This is a genomic window from uncultured Lutibacter sp., assembly GCF_937891065.1.
Classification (GTDB): domain Bacteria; phylum Bacteroidota; class Bacteroidia; order Flavobacteriales; family Flavobacteriaceae; genus Lutibacter.
Genome location: NZ_CALAEQ010000045.1, coordinates 1 through 14,942 on the forward strand (window position 1 = coordinate 1; position 14,942 = coordinate 14,942).

The window sequence follows — 14,942 nt, forward strand, 5'->3', positions numbered from 1 at the left end:
TATTTTTCCCATTCTAAACTTGGAAATAACAACATTTTTTATTAAATTTATAAGTACTACTTTCTAAATTAATCATAAGAAGAACTAGCCCCAGATTAAAACTCTGTGTTATGATTAAGAATGTAATTATATTGGCTGAACTTTCCTTATTTTTAAATGTACTTATTACTGAATCTAAGAATCCAAATTATATCTTTTTAGGAATAATTATCCCAATTGTTTTTAGTTTATTTTCTCTCAATAAATATGCAATTAAAATAGCATTGGATAAACAATTAATTTTTACGCAATGCTAGTCTCAAAAAAATATTTCACTACTTTATTTATTGTTTTATCGGCAATAATTACTTTCATAGTACTAAGTTATTTTAAATTTAATTTTAAAAACGAGGTAACCTCATCTACCAATTTTAAGAATCTACAAAACGGCGATTTAATTTTACGTTGTGGACGCTCTACACAAAGTTTTGCTGTTTTTTTAGCTGATGCTAGTTCTGAATTTACTCATATAGGAATTATAGCTATCGAGAATAATAAGCCTTATGTAATACACGCAGTTCCGTGCAAGAACAACATTTTAAAAAAAGAGACACTATCTGAATTTATAAATCCTAAAAACACTTCAAAATTTGCTATTTATAGAAGTAATTATAACGCATTTCTTTTAGATAAAGTGGTTAAAAAAGCTAACTCGTTTTATAAAAATAAATATGAGTTTGATAATAAATATGACCTAACAACAGATTCAAAATTATATTGTACAGAACTAGTTATAAAGGCATTTAATACTTGCGGTGCTAACTTAAAAATAAATTCAAAAGAATTTAACTATATCCTCGGAAAACATAATATAATATATCCCTCAGAATTTACTAAAGCCCCATTTTTTACTAGAATAATTTAATCTAAATAAATATTAATTTAAAACTGTAATTATGAAAAATTTAAAAATTTACACAATCCTATTAATAGCAGCTGTAGCTTTTAGCTTAAACTCATGTTCAAGTGTAACTTCATCGCCTGGAGATGCCATTGTAGAAGCTTATGATTTCATGAAAAATAAACAATTTGAAAAAGCTTCAAAAATATATATTTCAGGAAAAGGCGAAAAATTTTCAGAAGCAGAAGCAAAAAAAATGGAAGGCCTTGCGGCTATGGCATTTGAGCAACATGAGAAAAAAGATGGTATTAAAAATGTTGAAATAACCGAGGAAACTATAGCTGAAGATGGAAAATCTGCAAAAGTAAAATTCACCGTTCATTTTAATAATGGGGATACAGATAATGAAAATGCAGATCTTCTAAAAATAGACGGAAAGTGGTTTATAAAAGTATAGTATGAATAAAAAAATCCCGGAATATCTTCTGGGATTTTTTAGTATATTAATTATCTAATCAATTTTTTATACTTAATACGTTTCGGCATTAAATCGCCACCAAGTCTGGTTTTTTTATTCTCCTCATAATCTGAGAAAGAACCTTCAAAGAAATACACTTGAGAATTACCTTCAAAAGCTAAAATATGCGTACAAACTCTGTCTAAAAACCATCTATCGTGACTAATTACCACTGCACAACCTGCAAAGTTCTCTAAACCTTCTTCCAATGCACGTAATGTATTTACATCCAAATCGTTTGTTGGCTCATCTAATAATAAAACGTTTCCTTCTTCACGCAATGTCATTGCTAAATGTAAACGGTTACGTTCACCTCCTGAAAGTGCACTCACTTTTTTGTTTTGTTCACTTCCAGAAAAGTTAAATCTACTTAAATAAGCTCTAGAGTTCACTTGCTTACCTCCCATTAAAACCAATTCTTGTTCATCGGCAAAATTTTGCCAAATGGTTTTTTCAGGATCAATATTTGAATGGCTTTGATCTACATAAGCTATTTTAGCAGTATCACCAACTTTAAATTCTCCTTTATCTGGAGTTTCTTCACCCATTATCATTCTAAAAATGGTAGTTTTTCCTGCTCCGTTTGGACCAATAACACCTACAATTCCAGCTTGAGGTAAATTAAAATTTAAATCTTCATACAACAATTTATCACCATATGCTTTTGAAACACCCGTAGCTTCAATTACATTGGTTCCTAAACGAGGACCATTTGGAATGTAAATTTCTAGTTTTTCATCCAACTTGTTTTGATCCTGATTCATTAACTTATCATAATTAGCTAAACGAGCTTTCGATTTTGCATGACGTCCTTTTGGTGCCATTCTCACCCATTCCAACTCACGTTCCAATGTTTTTTGACGTTTTGAAGCTGTTTTAGATTCTTGTGCTAAACGCTTCGATTTTTGATCTAACCAAGATGAATAATTTCCTTTCCAAGGAATCCCTTCACCTCTATCTAATTCTAAAATCCAACCAGCAACATTATCTAAAAAGTATCTATCGTGTGTTACTGCAATTACAGTTCCACTATATTGTTTTAAATGATGCTCCAACCAATGTACAGACTCCGCATCTAAATGGTTTGTAGGCTCATCTAATAATAATACATCAGGCTCTTGTAATAACAATCTACACAATGCTACTCTTCTTCGTTCACCTCCCGATAAGTTTTTAATAGGTGTATCACCTTCAGGAGTACGTAATGCATCCATGGCAATCTCCAATTTGGTATCTAATTCCCACGCATTTGCAGCGTCAATTTTATCTTGAAGAATAGCCTGTTGGGCCATTAACTTATCCATTTTGTCAGCATCAGAATATACTTCTTCTAAGCCAAACATATCGTTTATTTTATTGTACTCATCTAAAATTGCTACTGTTTCAGCAACACCTTCTTTAACGATATCCAAAACGGTTTTAGTTTCATCTAAATGAGGTTCTTGAGATAAAAAACCAACAGAATAGCCAGGTGCAAAAATCACATCTCCCTGATAATTTTTCTCTAATCCAGCAATAATTTTAAGCAAGGTAGATTTACCCGATCCATTTAAACCTAAAATTCCAATTTTAGCTCCATAAAAAAAGCTTAAATAAATATTTTTTAAAACTTGTTTATTTGCGTCTTGGTATGTTTTACTTACTCCAGACATTGAAAAAATAACTTTCTTATCGTCAGCCATAGTTTATTCTAATAAATGTTAATTGTTATTTGTATTTAGAAAAGTTTTATACTCTTCCTTTTAAAGCGTTAAATACCCAAGCAATAGCAAAAAACCCTATTCCTACAGAAGCAAATCCCCAACCTGCCACATCATCATATCTAAAAGCTCCAAGAGCAATAAGTGCTAATCCAACAATTATCATAATTGCCGTTGCCCAAGCCAAAACCGTATTTTTATTCATCTTACTTTATGCTTTAATGTTAATAATTTTAAAATATGCAGTTTGCAAATATCGTAAATTTTATAATGAAAACCTCAAAAACAGATTCATTAGATAATTTTATGTCAAATTCTCAACAAATTATTACGTATCATCAACTATTTATTTAAAATTTTCAACAACTCTTAATCAGAATGTATAAATCATTGCTACATTTTAAAATTAAATTTAATAATATTGCATATAAATCAACTACATATCTATTTTTAAAATGAATATCTCCAAATTAGTCTTAAAATTTATTTCTTTTTTATTTTTAAGTATTGTATTTACGAACTGCTCTATTGTTAAGCCAGTAATTGCAGAAAATCCATTTGACACCAATAATAAAAAGATATTTATTCAGACAAAAAAGGTTTATAATCTTGAATCAATGAATATTAATATATCAAATGATTTTGATGGTGCTAGGTTAAATAATGTTGAAAAAATAAACGATACTTTAATTGCTGTTTCAATATATCCTGAAAATGCACCAATAAATAACAGTGCTTATTACGCATTTAAAATTTGGTCTGAAACACATAAAAATATTTACGTTCAATTTAAATACCCAAAAGATTATGAGCATAGATATATTCCAAAATTAAAAACTGAGGCAACTGAATGGGAGTCAATTTCTAATGAAAATGTATATTTATTAGACTCAATTTACACGGTTAAATTAGCCCTCACCAAAAAACCTCTTATAGTTGCTGCACAAGAAATTATTACTTCTACCGACACTAAAAATTGGTATTCACAACTTTTATATTCAAATTCTAACTTGGCACGTTATAAAACTATTGGTAAATCTGTTTTAGGGAAACCCCTTCCAATGTTAGATTTATACATAGGAGATCCTAAAAACAAAGATATTATTGTGTTGCTTTCTCGTCAACATCCTCCAGAAATATCTGGTTTTATAGCTTTTCAAAGTTTTTTAGAAACAATTCTAAATGATTCTGAATTGTCAAAAACATTTTTTTCAAAGTATAGAGTTTTAGTATTTCCAATTGTAAATCCAGATGGTGTAGATTTAGGACATTGGAGACATAATGCCAACGGAATAGATTTAAACAGAGATTGGGGGTTTTACAGACAACCTGAAGTAAAAGCTATTACAAAAGCAATTGTAAAAGCTTCCAAAAAATCTAAAGGCAAAGTAATTTTAGGCATCGATTTTCATTCAACTCAGGAAGATTTATACTATACAAGTCATACTATCGAAGGTACAACAATTCCTCATTTTTATGATGAATGGTTTGGAGCAATTGATACCACTTTCCCAGATTACGAACCTAATGAAATTAGAGATGATAGCACACAACCTGTTTCAAAAGGTTGGTTTTTAACAACTTTTAAGGCTACAGCTGTAACCTATGAAATTGGTGATGAAACAGCTAGAGATTTTGTAAAAGAAAAAGGGAAAGTAGCAGCTATTGAAATGATGAAAATATTGAATAAAAGAGATTAAAATAACATTGGAACTTCTATAAAAAGTACTTCTGAAATAGTTTTAGCCTTTAAATTAATAGTTTTAGTTTGAGATATACCTATAGCATCACGTTTTGATAAAACTTCATTTTTAATAATAATTTCACCGTTAATAACCATCATATAAACTCCGTGATTTTCAGATTTTAATTGATAGTTAAATTCTGTATTTTCACTTAAATCAATTCTTGAAATTTGTGCATCTTGATGTATCTTAAGACTCTCATTAATTTCATTATCATCAATTGATGAAACTAACACTTGTAATTTATTATTTCTAGCTAACGCATCAAACTTTTTTTGATCATATCGAGGTGATACACCATTTTTATTAGGAAATATCCATATTTGAAACAAGTTAATTGGTTCAGAAGAAGAATTATTCATTTCAGAATGCATTAAACCCGTTCCTGCTGACATTACTTGAACTTCACCTGTTTCAATTACAATCCATTTATTACTCATAGAATCTTTGTGCTTTAAAGCACCTTCTAACGGTATGGTAATAATTTCCATATTATCATGAGGATGTGTCCCAAACCCCATTGCAGCATCAATAATATCATCATTTAAAACACGTAATGCTCCAAAATTTTCTTTTTCAGGGTTATAATAATTTGCAAAACTAAACGAAAAATTAGCTTTTAACCATCCATGATTTGCAGTTCCTCTTTCATTTGCTTTATATATTGTTGTTTTCATTTTTATCTTAATTTATCTAGAATATCATTGAGTTGTTTCGACTCCTTTTCTGAAATTTTAATCAAACAACTGTCAAATTCATTCATATTTATTTTATTTAACAATGCCAATCCATTATCATTTATTTTTACATAAACAACACGTCTATCATTTTCGCATCGTACCCGATCAATTAACCCTTTATCACATAATTTATCCATTAATCGTGTAGAATTTGGTGATTTTTGAACCATTCTATCTTTAACGGTATTTACGGTAATCGACTCTTTTGCTCCTCTTAAAATTCTTAAAATATTATACTGTTGTTCAGAAATATTAAAAGGTTTTAAAATTGAATTCCCAATATTGTCTAAATAATTGGCTGTAAACTTGATATTTAATAATGCTTTTACGCACTCATTTGGGAATGTTGAATTTATTTCTTTAGAAAATTCTGCCATCTCTAAATTGCTTGTTTAAAATCTTCAACTAATTTATTTAGGCTTAATTTCAACTCCTTATTAATCATTTCTCCATCCTTAAAATTATCAAAAAATGAAGGTACCGACATATTCCCTATTATTTTTGCTCCCATAAATGGAAATCTTCCCAAAGCAATATCTAAAACCGTTTGACCTCCTCTTGCTCCAGGTGAGGTTGCCAATAATAACACTGGTTTATCTCTCCAAACTTCCCCATTAATTCTAGAAAGCCAATCAAATGCATTTTTAAATCCCGAAGAGTAAGCACCATTATGTTCCGCAAATGAAATAATAAAACCATCTGCTTCATTAATAATGTCATTTAATTCAATTGCTCCTTTTGGACTGCCATGTTCACTTTCAAAATCAACTGAAAATAAGGGCATTTCGTAATCGTTTAAATCAACTTTTATTAAATTAATATCTGTTAATAACCCACCTGTATATTCTGCCAATATTTTATTTATCGATTTTTTGCTTGTACTTGCTCCAATAGTTATAATTTTTTTCATTTTTTAAATTGTTTTAAAGTTAAAATGTTTTCTTCCGAATATATAAGAAATAACTAATAATGTAATAGCTATAATTGCCCCCATATGATCCCCATCACTAATCATATAATGTGCAAAAAATGCCAATATAAATTCAAAAAACAGCGCGGAATAAGCCCATTCTTTAATTTTAGATTGTTTTTGAGTTAACAATACGACAACTGCCGAAACTTTTGCAACAGCCAATGGATAGATTATGTACGTTGGATAACCAAATGAAGTAAACATTCCGGTTATTTCCGAATGATTGAATACATACATTACTGCAGACATTAATAACAATGCACTTAATAAACCTGTACTAATCCAATAGATAATTTTATTTGTTTTCATTTTTTAAAGTTTAAATTCTTGGCAAATATATATAAAATAATTATATTTACCTAGGTATTTATTGTTTAGGTAAATATTCAACACTAATTAACATTGATTTCGTACTTTAGCCCTACATAAATAGCAACAATAAATGGATATTAACTTCAATAAAAACGAAGATTTTAACAAACTTCTATTAACGGAATTAAAAAAGAAACTTTTAAACGTTTATAAAGGCGGTGGAGATGCAAAGATTGAAAAACACAAATCAAAAGGAAAATTAACAGCAAGAGAACGAATTGATTATCTCTTTGATAAAAATTCTGATTCTATTGAAATTGCAGCAATAGCAGGTAACAAAATGTATGAAGAACACGGCGGTTGTCCTTCCGGTGGTGTAGTTGTTAAAATTGGATATATTAATAATAAACAGTGTATTGTAGTTGCTAATGACGCAACTGTAAAAGCTGGAGCATGGTTTCCTATTACGGCAAAAAAGAATTTAAGAGCTCAGGAAATTTCAATAGAAAATAAATTACCTATTATTTATTTAGTTGATAGCGCTGGTGTGTATTTACCAATGCAAGATGAAATTTTTCCAGACAAAGAGCATTTTGGACGCATTTTTAGAAACAATGCAGTAATGAGCAGTATGGGAATTACACAAATTTCTGCTGTTATGGGCAGTTGTGTAGCGGGTGGAGCTTACTTACCAATTATGAGTGATGAAGCAATGATTGTGGACAAAACTGGAAGTATTTTTTTAGCTGGAAGTTATTTGGTGAAAGCTGCAATTGGTGAAAGCATTGATAATGAAACTTTGGGTGGAGCAACAACTCATTGTGAAATTAGTGGAGTTACAGATTATAAGGCAATTGATGATAAAGACGCATTAGATAAAATTAGAAATATTGTTGACAAAATTGGAGATTTTGATAAAGCAGGTTATAATAGAAAAGAATCTATGCTACCAATTGAAAACCCAAAAGATATCTTTGGAATATTGCCTGCTTCAAGAAGTGAGCAATACGATATGCACGAAATTATTAAACGCATTGTTGATAATTCAGAAATTGAAGAGTACAAAAAAGACTATGGTAAAACTATTATTTGCGGCTATGCACGTATAGATGGTTGGGCAGTTGGGATTGTTGCCAACCAACGTAAAGTTGTGAAAAACGCAAAAAAAGAAATGCAATTTGGAGGTGTAATCTATTCAGATTCAGCAGATAAAGCAACTAGATTTATCGCGAACTGTAACCAAAAAAAGATTCCGTTAGTATTTTTGCAAGATGTAACTGGCTTTATGGTTGGTAGTAAAAGTGAGCATGGAGGCATTATAAAAGATGGTGCTAAAATGGTTAATGCGGTAAGTAATTCTGTAGTTCCTAAATTTACAATTATTATAGGGAATTCATACGGCGCAGGAAATTACGCTATGTGCGGAAAAGCATACGACCCTCGTTTAATTGTAGCTTGGCCTTCGGCTCGTTTAGCAGTTATGGGTGGAGAACAAGCTGCCAAAGTTTTACTTCAAATTGAAACTGCTTCACTAAAGAAAAAAGGTGAGAAAATTACTTCAGAAAAAGAACAAGAAATTTTAGAGTCGATTAAAAAACGGTACGATGCACAAACATCTCCATATTATGCAGCAGCACGTATTTGGACTGATGCTGTTATTAACCCGTTAGATACTAGAAAATGGGTTTCCATGGGTATTGAAGCAGCGAACCACGCTCCTATTGAAAAACAATTTAATTTAGGTATAATTCAAGTGTAAAACAATTGTAAAAACAGTTAGTAATAATTATATTTGCAACACTTAAAATAAGATTTAAATTATGGGAAGAGCCTTTGAACTTAGAAAAGGAAGAAAAATGAAACGTTGGTCAGCAATGGCAAAAATTTTTACTAGAATTGGTAAAGATATTGTAATGGCTATTAACGATGGAGGTGGAAATCCTGATACAAACTCACGTTTAAGAGCTGTAATGCAAAATGCAAAGGCAGCAAATATGCCAAAAGAAAATGTTGAACGTGCCATTAAAAAAGCTGCTGACAAGGACACCAGTCATTATAAAGAAGTTTTATTTGAAGGATATGCTCCTCACGGTATTGCAATTATTGTAGAAACTGCCACGGATAATAACAATAGAACTGTTGCTAATGTTAGAGCTGCATTTAATAAATGTGACGGAAACTTAGGCACTTCTGGTTCTGTAGTTTTTATGTTTGATCGTACATGTACTTTTACATTAAAAAAAGAAGATATTACAACTGAATTAGAAGATTTAGAGTTAGAATTACTTGATTACGAAGTAGAAGAAGTATTTGATGATGAAGATGGGATTATTATTTATGCACCTTTTGAGCAATTTGGAGCTCTTCAAAGTTATTTTGAAGAAAATAATATAGAAATTTTATCTTCTGCTTTTGAAAGAATTCCAACAACTATTTCTAAGCTTAACGAAGAACAACAAGCAGATGTTGAAAAATTGTTAGAAAAACTTGAAGACGATGATGATGTACAAAATGTATACCATTCAATGGAACTATAATTTATGTTTTTAGCTGGTAAAAAAAATTTCATTTTGAAAAGTGAAACTTCAAATGAAGTAACTTGCCCAAAATGTAATACTCAAAATTCCACAAAAGTATCTATTATTGGAGTTTACAAGCACTTAGTTCAAATTCCTTTTTTGTCTGGAGGGAAATCTGGTGAATCAATTTGTATTTCGTGCAATCAAAAATTTACGTTAAAAAATATGCCTGCATCTATAAAACTGGCATATTTTGAATTAAAAGAAACTGTAAAAACTCCTATTTGGTTTTTTAGTGGTTTAATTGTTGTTAAAGTATTGGTGCTTGTTAAAATTTTCAGCAGGTATTTCTAATAATAGCTGTTTTATTTTGAATGTCGGGTAAATGTCGTCTAAAAGTAGTTGCTAATTAGTACCTTTATAAAATACCTTTGACCTATTAAAACAACAATTATTATGACTATAGGTGAAAAAATAAAATCGATACGAGTTCAAAAAGGATTAACACAAGAAATTCTTGCTGAAAAAACCAATATTAGCACAAGAACTATTCAACGAATTGAAAATAATGAAGTTGATCCACGATCTTATACTTTAGAAAAAATTGCGGAAGCGTTAGATATAAATTTCAATGAAATTTCTTCTTTTCAATATGAACATACTAAAAAAGAAGATACTACATTATTAGCGTTAATTCATTTAAGCGGATTTTTCATACTCCTTTTACCTCCCATTTTAATTTGGCTTTGGAAAAAAGATGAAATAAAAGATATAGATAAACACGCTAAAGATGTTATTAATTTTCAGCTTACAATGTGGATTTATCTTTTTATTGGAGCTCTTTTACTCATTGTAATTATAGGCCTACCAATATTAATGTTTTTAGGAATATTCAGTTCAATTATTATTGTTTTGAACAGTATTAAAGTTCTTAATAAGCAACCTTACAAATACCCATTTACAAAACAATTTTTAAAGTAACTTTAAAGTTTCAGTTCTGTGAATCTTATTTGTTGGTGTTTCTACAAATTGTTCAATAAAATAAATTTCTTTAGGAATTTCAAAACGAGTTACTAATTTTAAGTTTTTAATGTTCCATAAAATTTCATCGCTTGAAACTGTATCGCTACTACTTTCAATTACTAAAATCAATTTTTCACCTAATAGTTCATCTGTAATTCCAGCAACAAAAAACCGTTGATGAATTATTTTTGAGAATTTTTCTTCAATTTGTTCAGGAATCAATTTAATTCCGCCTGAATTAATAATGGTATCAAATCTACCCAACCATTTAAATTCTTTTAAAGAAATAAGTTCAACTAAATCATTTGTAATTACTAATTCGTTCGACACCTTTGGTGCATCAATCACTAAACAATCTCTATTATCTTTTGAAATTGTAATGTTTGGTAATATTTTATAGTGAGATTTCTCGTCTGCATTCGAAATGACAGAATTAAAATTATTTAATTTTTTAACTGCAATATGCGTTATGGTTTCTGTCATCCCATAAGTTGCGAATACCTCAGTATCAATATTTTGAATTTTATTCAACAATTCATTTGAAACAACTCCACCTCCAACAATCAGCTTTTTTATGAAATTAATTTGAGAAATTGAATTAAACAACTGTAAAGGAACCATTGCAGAAAAATCATATTGTTTATTGATATTCTTTAATGGATTTGAATTTGGCTGAACAACATCTAAATTCCAACCTAAAGTTAATGCTCTTACAAACATCATTTTACCTGCAATAAAATTAGGAGACATACACAATAGTGCCGTAGTATTTTCTGGTAAATTAAAATAAGTGCCTGTTGCCAATGCACTATTAATCATATGTTTTTTTTGAAGTTGAATTAGCTTTGGCTTCCCTGTTGAACCTGAAGTTTTCACCTGAACAAAATTCTCTTCATTAAACCATTGTTTCAAAAAGATTTGTACTTCAGAAGAAATTTCAAATGAAAAATCAATTAATTCTTCTTTCGAACTAAATGACCTTCCCTGTAATTTAAAATTTATATGAAATGAACTATCAGCTTTCATCTTTCAACTAATTTATGCTATAAATTCTTCTTCTTTCAATTCAATAGGTTTATGTATCGTTCCCATTAACTTTTCTTGCCAGTTTGTCCATCCATACTTTTTTGAAAAAATAAATAAAACCAGTGGATATAAAATTAAAACCGGTACAAACATTTCCCAACCAACTGATGGTTCAGAAGTATCAATTAATAAAGCATCAGTTTGAAAAACAGTCCAGTTTGCAGTCACTAAAACCGCAGCTATAATATTATTTGCGGCATGAAAGCCTAACGCTAATTCTGTTCCTTCATCCATTAAAGTGAAAATTCCTAAAACCAAACCAGTTCCTATATAATAAACCATACTAATCCACCCCAATTTTTCAACTTCGGGATTTAAGCCATGTAATAATCCGAAAATAACAGAAGTTAAAAGTAATGCTACAAATGATTTTTTAAACCAAGTTCCAAAACCTTGCATTAAATAACCTCTAAACAACAATTCTTCCATACTAGTTTGTATTGGTAAAAATAAGAACGAGATCAGTACTAAGAAAAAGAATGGCAAGGGTTTAAAATTCCAGACATAATCTTCTGGAGACATATAGTAACCAACAGCAATCATTACAATTCCAATTAATGCCCATATTGAAAAAGCGAAAAATATACGTTTCCAATCAATTGTATCACGACTTGTAATTAGCGTTACAATTTTCCTTTTATGTATTTTTATGACTCCAAAAAACAATGAAAGTAAGCCTGCCAAAAAGGTTATAATAATTAATAATAAATATAAATTAGAATCAATTCCAAGTGTTGCAAAACTATGATTTGCAGAAGTTATAAACTCATTCATATCACCCGCATAGTAAAATGCAGTTCCAATTAATGGTATTACGCCAATAAACTGCCAACCAAAAAATAATATAATTAAAGTAACGAAATATGCCCACCACTCATTATTTCCTTTGTATGCTTGTTGTATAAATTTCATATATTATGTTTTGATTTTTTGAAACAACACTTCGACAAGCTCAGTGTGACATTATTTATAGTAAATTAAAATTCCAACTTTTTGTGTTATTATAATGCAAATGTCCTTTATTAACTTCTAACGGACATTCAAAATTGTTGGTAAATAAACTTCCTGTTCCCAAACCTTGAGGCATTTTAGAATTTAAAGAATAGGTCCATTGCGCAATTGCATTTAAACCAATATTACTTTCTAATGCTGATGTTACCCACCAACCAATTTTTTGCTTATCAGCTATTTGAATCCATTCTTCACTCCCTTTAAATCCACCAACCAAACTAGGTTTTAGAATTATATATTGGGGATTAATTATTTGTAGTAATTTTTCCTTTTTTGTTACATTAAAAACACCAATTAATTCCTCATCTAATGCAATTGGAATTGGAGTTTTTGAACATAAATTAGCCATTTCATTTAACTGACCTTGTTTAATGGGTTGTTCTATAGAATGAATTTCAAACTCTGATAAAATTTTTAATTTCTCTAAAGCTTCAGAAGGTTGAAACGCTCCGTTAGCATCAACTCTCAATTCAATTTCTTCGGAAGAAAAATCTTTTCTAATACTTTTTAATAACGAAATCTCAGTATTAAAATCTATTGCTCCAATTTTCATTTTTAAAACCGAAAACCCTGAAACTAATTTCTCTTTAATTTGTTGCTTCATAAAAGCCTCACTACCCATCCAAATTAATCCGTTAATGTTTATTGAATCTTTAGATTGTGTAAATTTTGAAGGAAATAATTCATAAGAATTTTTGCTTTCCAAAGATAAAAAACCTTGCTCTAACCCAAATTGAATAGAAGGAAATTCTGTTAATTCACTTAATAAGTGTTCTAAGTTTTTATTAATATTATCACAAACCCACTGTAATTTTTCTTCAAAATCTGGTCTGTCATCAATGCTTAAACCTCTAAAAATTGAACACTCACCAATTCCAATATTATTGCCATCAATAAGTTTCAAAAAATAGGTTTCTTTAGTTCGCAATATACCTCGAGAAGTACCACTAGCTTGTTTAAAATTTAAAATGTATTTTTTAAATATTGCTTTCATCCTTTAATAAAGTTTGAAAGATACAACTATTTGAAAATTTATTTTATCTTACAACTTAATAATATAATTTCAATGGAGATTCCTCAAATACCAAACATTATTTTATATGCAATTCCTTTTTTTGCAGCTACAGTGCTAATTGAAGGCGTTATTATTTATAACAAAAGTCCGAAAGCATATAATTTAAAAGATACTCTTGCTTCATTAGCGATGGGAATTGGAAGTGTCCTAATTGAATTGATTAGTAAATTAATCGTGGTTTTTGTAATTACATTGTTATACGATAATTTTAGATTTACTACAATACCTTTTGTTTGGTGGGCTTGGATACTTGTTCTAGTTGGGCAAGACTTTTTTTATTACTGGTTTCATAGAATAAGTCATGAAAATCGTTTTTTTTGGGCTTCACATATCGTTCATCACTCATCTCAAAAATATAATTTAAGTACAGCTCTAAGACAAACTTGGACTGGTGGCTTTTTTAGCTTTTTATTCTATTTGGCTTTACCATTACTAGGATTTCATCCGATAATGATTTTCACTCAAATGAGTATTAGCTTATTATATCAGTATTGGATTCATACAGAATTGATACATAAAATGCCACGTTGGTTTGAAGCTATTTTTAATACGCCATCACATCATAGAGTTCATCATGGGTCAAACCCTATATATTTAGATAGAAATCATGCGGGTATTTTTATTATTTGGGATAAAATATTTGGTACATTTCAAGCTGAATTAAACGAAGAAAAAGTTATTTATGGGTTAACAGCTAACATACAAACATTTAATCCTCTAACAATTTCTTTTCATGAGTGGTTTGCATTATTTAAAGATGCTTTCACCTCTAAAACTTCATTTAAAAATAAGTTAAGATATTTCTTTAAACCGCCTGGATGGAAACATGATGGCACAGGTTTACAATCTGAAGATTTGAGAATTGAATGGCTTCAATCACACCAAAAAAAATCTGATATAAAAAAAGAGAGAGGTTAAAACCTCTCTCTTTTTTTATATTTATTTTACAGACTAAAAGAAATCTGCTTTATAACTGCCATTATGAGGTTGATAATCTCCTGTTATTATTCGAATCATATCAATTATCCACCAAATTCCAAGACCTCCTAAAGTAAGTATAAAAAGTACATTAATATACCAAGGATTACCTAAATACCATTTATGACCTGCCAAACCACCTAGAAAAATACCTAATAACAAAGCAATACCTTGACTTTTTTCTGATCCAGCAGCAGCTGGAGAAACTAATATTTCAGTAACTGATTCATTACTGATTTCTGAAGTTGTATCAATCACAGCGACTCTTTTCACAGGAAAAGAAGCATAGCTAAAACTTGTGACCAATAATAAAAATACCATTGATAAAATAATTTTTAATTTCATAACATAAAAGTTTAAGTTTGTAATCAAATCTAATCAAA

19 protein-coding genes are annotated in these 14,942 nt (G+C 29.6%); 9 read left to right on the plus strand and 10 right to left on the minus strand.

Translation table 11 applies throughout. The features are described from left to right. The first annotated feature begins 110 nt into the window (after nt 1-110). Genes Q0352_RS02610 through Q0352_RS02620 form a run of 3 tightly spaced genes read left to right on the plus strand, consistent with a single transcriptional unit; the run spans nt 111 to nt 1,337 of the window. The gene (locus tag Q0352_RS02610; RefSeq protein WP_299523158.1) at nt 111-296 is read left to right on the plus strand and encodes a hypothetical protein; all 186 of its coding nucleotides are present in this window, start codon (nt 111-113) and stop codon (nt 294-296) included. Continuing rightward, a complete protein-coding gene (locus Q0352_RS02615) occupies nt 290-904 on the plus strand; it encodes a YiiX/YebB-like N1pC/P60 family cysteine hydrolase (RefSeq protein ID WP_299523161.1) in 615 nt (204 codons plus the stop codon). The genes Q0352_RS02610 and Q0352_RS02615 overlap by 7 nt, the downstream gene beginning before the upstream one ends. 31 nt (nt 905-935) lie before the next feature. Continuing rightward, complete coding sequence (locus tag Q0352_RS02620) at nt 936-1,337, plus strand: DUF4878 domain-containing protein (protein ID WP_299523164.1); 402 nt, start codon at nt 936-938, stop codon at nt 1,335-1,337. Nucleotides 1,338-1,387: 50 nt separating this feature from the next. On the opposite strand, the gene ettA is transcribed toward Q0352_RS02620, so the two are convergent. Continuing rightward, complete coding sequence (gene ettA, locus Q0352_RS02625; protein WP_299523167.1) at nt 1,388-3,079, minus strand: energy-dependent translational throttle protein EttA; 1,692 nt, start codon at nt 3,077-3,079, stop codon at nt 1,388-1,390. Between the two features lie 46 nt (nt 3,080-3,125). After that, nucleotides 3,126-3,302 carry a CAL67264 family membrane protein gene (locus Q0352_RS02630; protein ID WP_090123957.1) on the minus strand — a complete coding sequence of 59 codons (177 nt, stop codon included), beginning with the start codon at nt 3,300-3,302 and terminating at the stop codon, nt 3,126-3,128. Between the two features lie 412 nt (nt 3,303-3,714). Here Q0352_RS02630 and Q0352_RS02635 point away from each other — a divergent pair, with 412 nt between their 5' ends. After that, nucleotides 3,715-4,797, plus strand: coding sequence for a M14 family metallopeptidase (locus Q0352_RS02635; RefSeq protein WP_299523172.1), 1,083 nt, complete (start codon nt 3,715-3,717; stop codon nt 4,795-4,797). Here Q0352_RS02635 and Q0352_RS02640 read toward each other — a convergent pair. The 4 genes from Q0352_RS02640 to Q0352_RS02655 are packed head-to-tail and all read right to left on the minus strand — an operon-like array spanning nt 4,794 to nt 6,864. After that, the gene (locus Q0352_RS02640; protein WP_299523175.1) at nt 4,794-5,519 is read right to left on the minus strand and encodes a pirin family protein; all 726 of its coding nucleotides are present in this window, start codon (nt 5,517-5,519) and stop codon (nt 4,794-4,796) included. The genes Q0352_RS02635 and Q0352_RS02640 overlap by 4 nt on opposite strands. 2 nt (nt 5,520-5,521) lie before the next feature. Further along, nucleotides 5,522-5,959, minus strand: coding sequence for a MarR family transcriptional regulator (locus Q0352_RS02645; RefSeq protein ID WP_299523178.1), 438 nt, complete (start codon nt 5,957-5,959; stop codon nt 5,522-5,524). A gap of 2 nt (nt 5,960-5,961) precedes the next feature. Further along, a complete protein-coding gene (locus Q0352_RS02650; RefSeq protein WP_299523181.1) occupies nt 5,962-6,492 on the minus strand; it encodes an NADPH-dependent FMN reductase in 531 nt (176 codons plus the stop codon). Between the two features lie 3 nt (nt 6,493-6,495). Further along, entirely contained in the window at nt 6,496-6,864 is a 369-nt protein-coding gene (locus Q0352_RS02655) for a DoxX family protein (RefSeq protein ID WP_299523184.1), read from the minus strand. A 133-nt stretch (nt 6,865-6,997) separates the two neighbouring features. On the opposite strand from Q0352_RS02655, the gene Q0352_RS02660 reads away from it, so the two are divergent. From Q0352_RS02660 to Q0352_RS02675, 4 genes are all read left to right on the plus strand, one after another. Further along, complete coding sequence (locus tag Q0352_RS02660) at nt 6,998-8,626, plus strand: acyl-CoA carboxylase subunit beta (protein WP_299523187.1); 1,629 nt, start codon at nt 6,998-7,000, stop codon at nt 8,624-8,626. 61 nt (nt 8,627-8,687) lie between these two features. Further along, nucleotides 8,688-9,404 (plus strand): YebC/PmpR family DNA-binding transcriptional regulator, encoded by a 717-nt coding sequence (locus tag Q0352_RS02665; protein WP_299523190.1) that lies wholly within the window; start codon nt 8,688-8,690, stop codon nt 9,402-9,404. A 33-nt stretch (nt 9,405-9,437) separates the two neighbouring features. Next, nucleotides 9,438-9,740, plus strand: a complete 303-nt coding sequence (locus tag Q0352_RS02670; RefSeq protein WP_299523193.1) for a hypothetical protein — start codon at nt 9,438-9,440, stop codon at nt 9,738-9,740. 102 nt (nt 9,741-9,842) lie between these two features. Then, nucleotides 9,843-10,367, plus strand: a complete 525-nt coding sequence (locus Q0352_RS02675) for a helix-turn-helix domain-containing protein (protein WP_299523196.1) — start codon at nt 9,843-9,845, stop codon at nt 10,365-10,367. On the opposite strand, the gene Q0352_RS02680 is transcribed toward Q0352_RS02675, so the two are convergent. From Q0352_RS02680 to Q0352_RS02690, 3 genes are read right to left on the minus strand one after another with little or no spacing between them, the layout of a single operon-like run. After that, nucleotides 10,359-11,435, minus strand: a complete 1,077-nt coding sequence (locus Q0352_RS02680) for an AMP-binding protein (protein WP_299523199.1) — start codon at nt 11,433-11,435, stop codon at nt 10,359-10,361. The genes Q0352_RS02675 and Q0352_RS02680 overlap by 9 nt on opposite strands. Before the next feature lie 12 nt (nt 11,436-11,447). Beyond that, nucleotides 11,448-12,407 (minus strand): CPBP family intramembrane glutamic endopeptidase, encoded by a 960-nt coding sequence (locus Q0352_RS02685; protein ID WP_299523202.1) that lies wholly within the window; start codon nt 12,405-12,407, stop codon nt 11,448-11,450. 55 nt (nt 12,408-12,462) lie between these two features. Next, nucleotides 12,463-13,500 (minus strand): o-succinylbenzoate synthase, encoded by a 1,038-nt coding sequence (locus tag Q0352_RS02690; protein ID WP_299523205.1) that lies wholly within the window; start codon nt 13,498-13,500, stop codon nt 12,463-12,465. A 72-nt stretch (nt 13,501-13,572) separates the two neighbouring features. Between Q0352_RS02690 and Q0352_RS02695 the strand changes: the two genes are divergently transcribed. After that, complete coding sequence (locus tag Q0352_RS02695) at nt 13,573-14,499, plus strand: sterol desaturase family protein (RefSeq protein ID WP_299523208.1); 927 nt, start codon at nt 13,573-13,575, stop codon at nt 14,497-14,499. A gap of 33 nt (nt 14,500-14,532) precedes the next feature. Here Q0352_RS02695 and Q0352_RS02700 read toward each other — a convergent pair whose 3' ends face one another. Beyond that, complete coding sequence (locus tag Q0352_RS02700; protein ID WP_299523211.1) at nt 14,533-14,904, minus strand: TM2 domain-containing protein; 372 nt, start codon at nt 14,902-14,904, stop codon at nt 14,533-14,535. Nucleotides 14,905-14,942 lie beyond the last annotated feature (38 nt).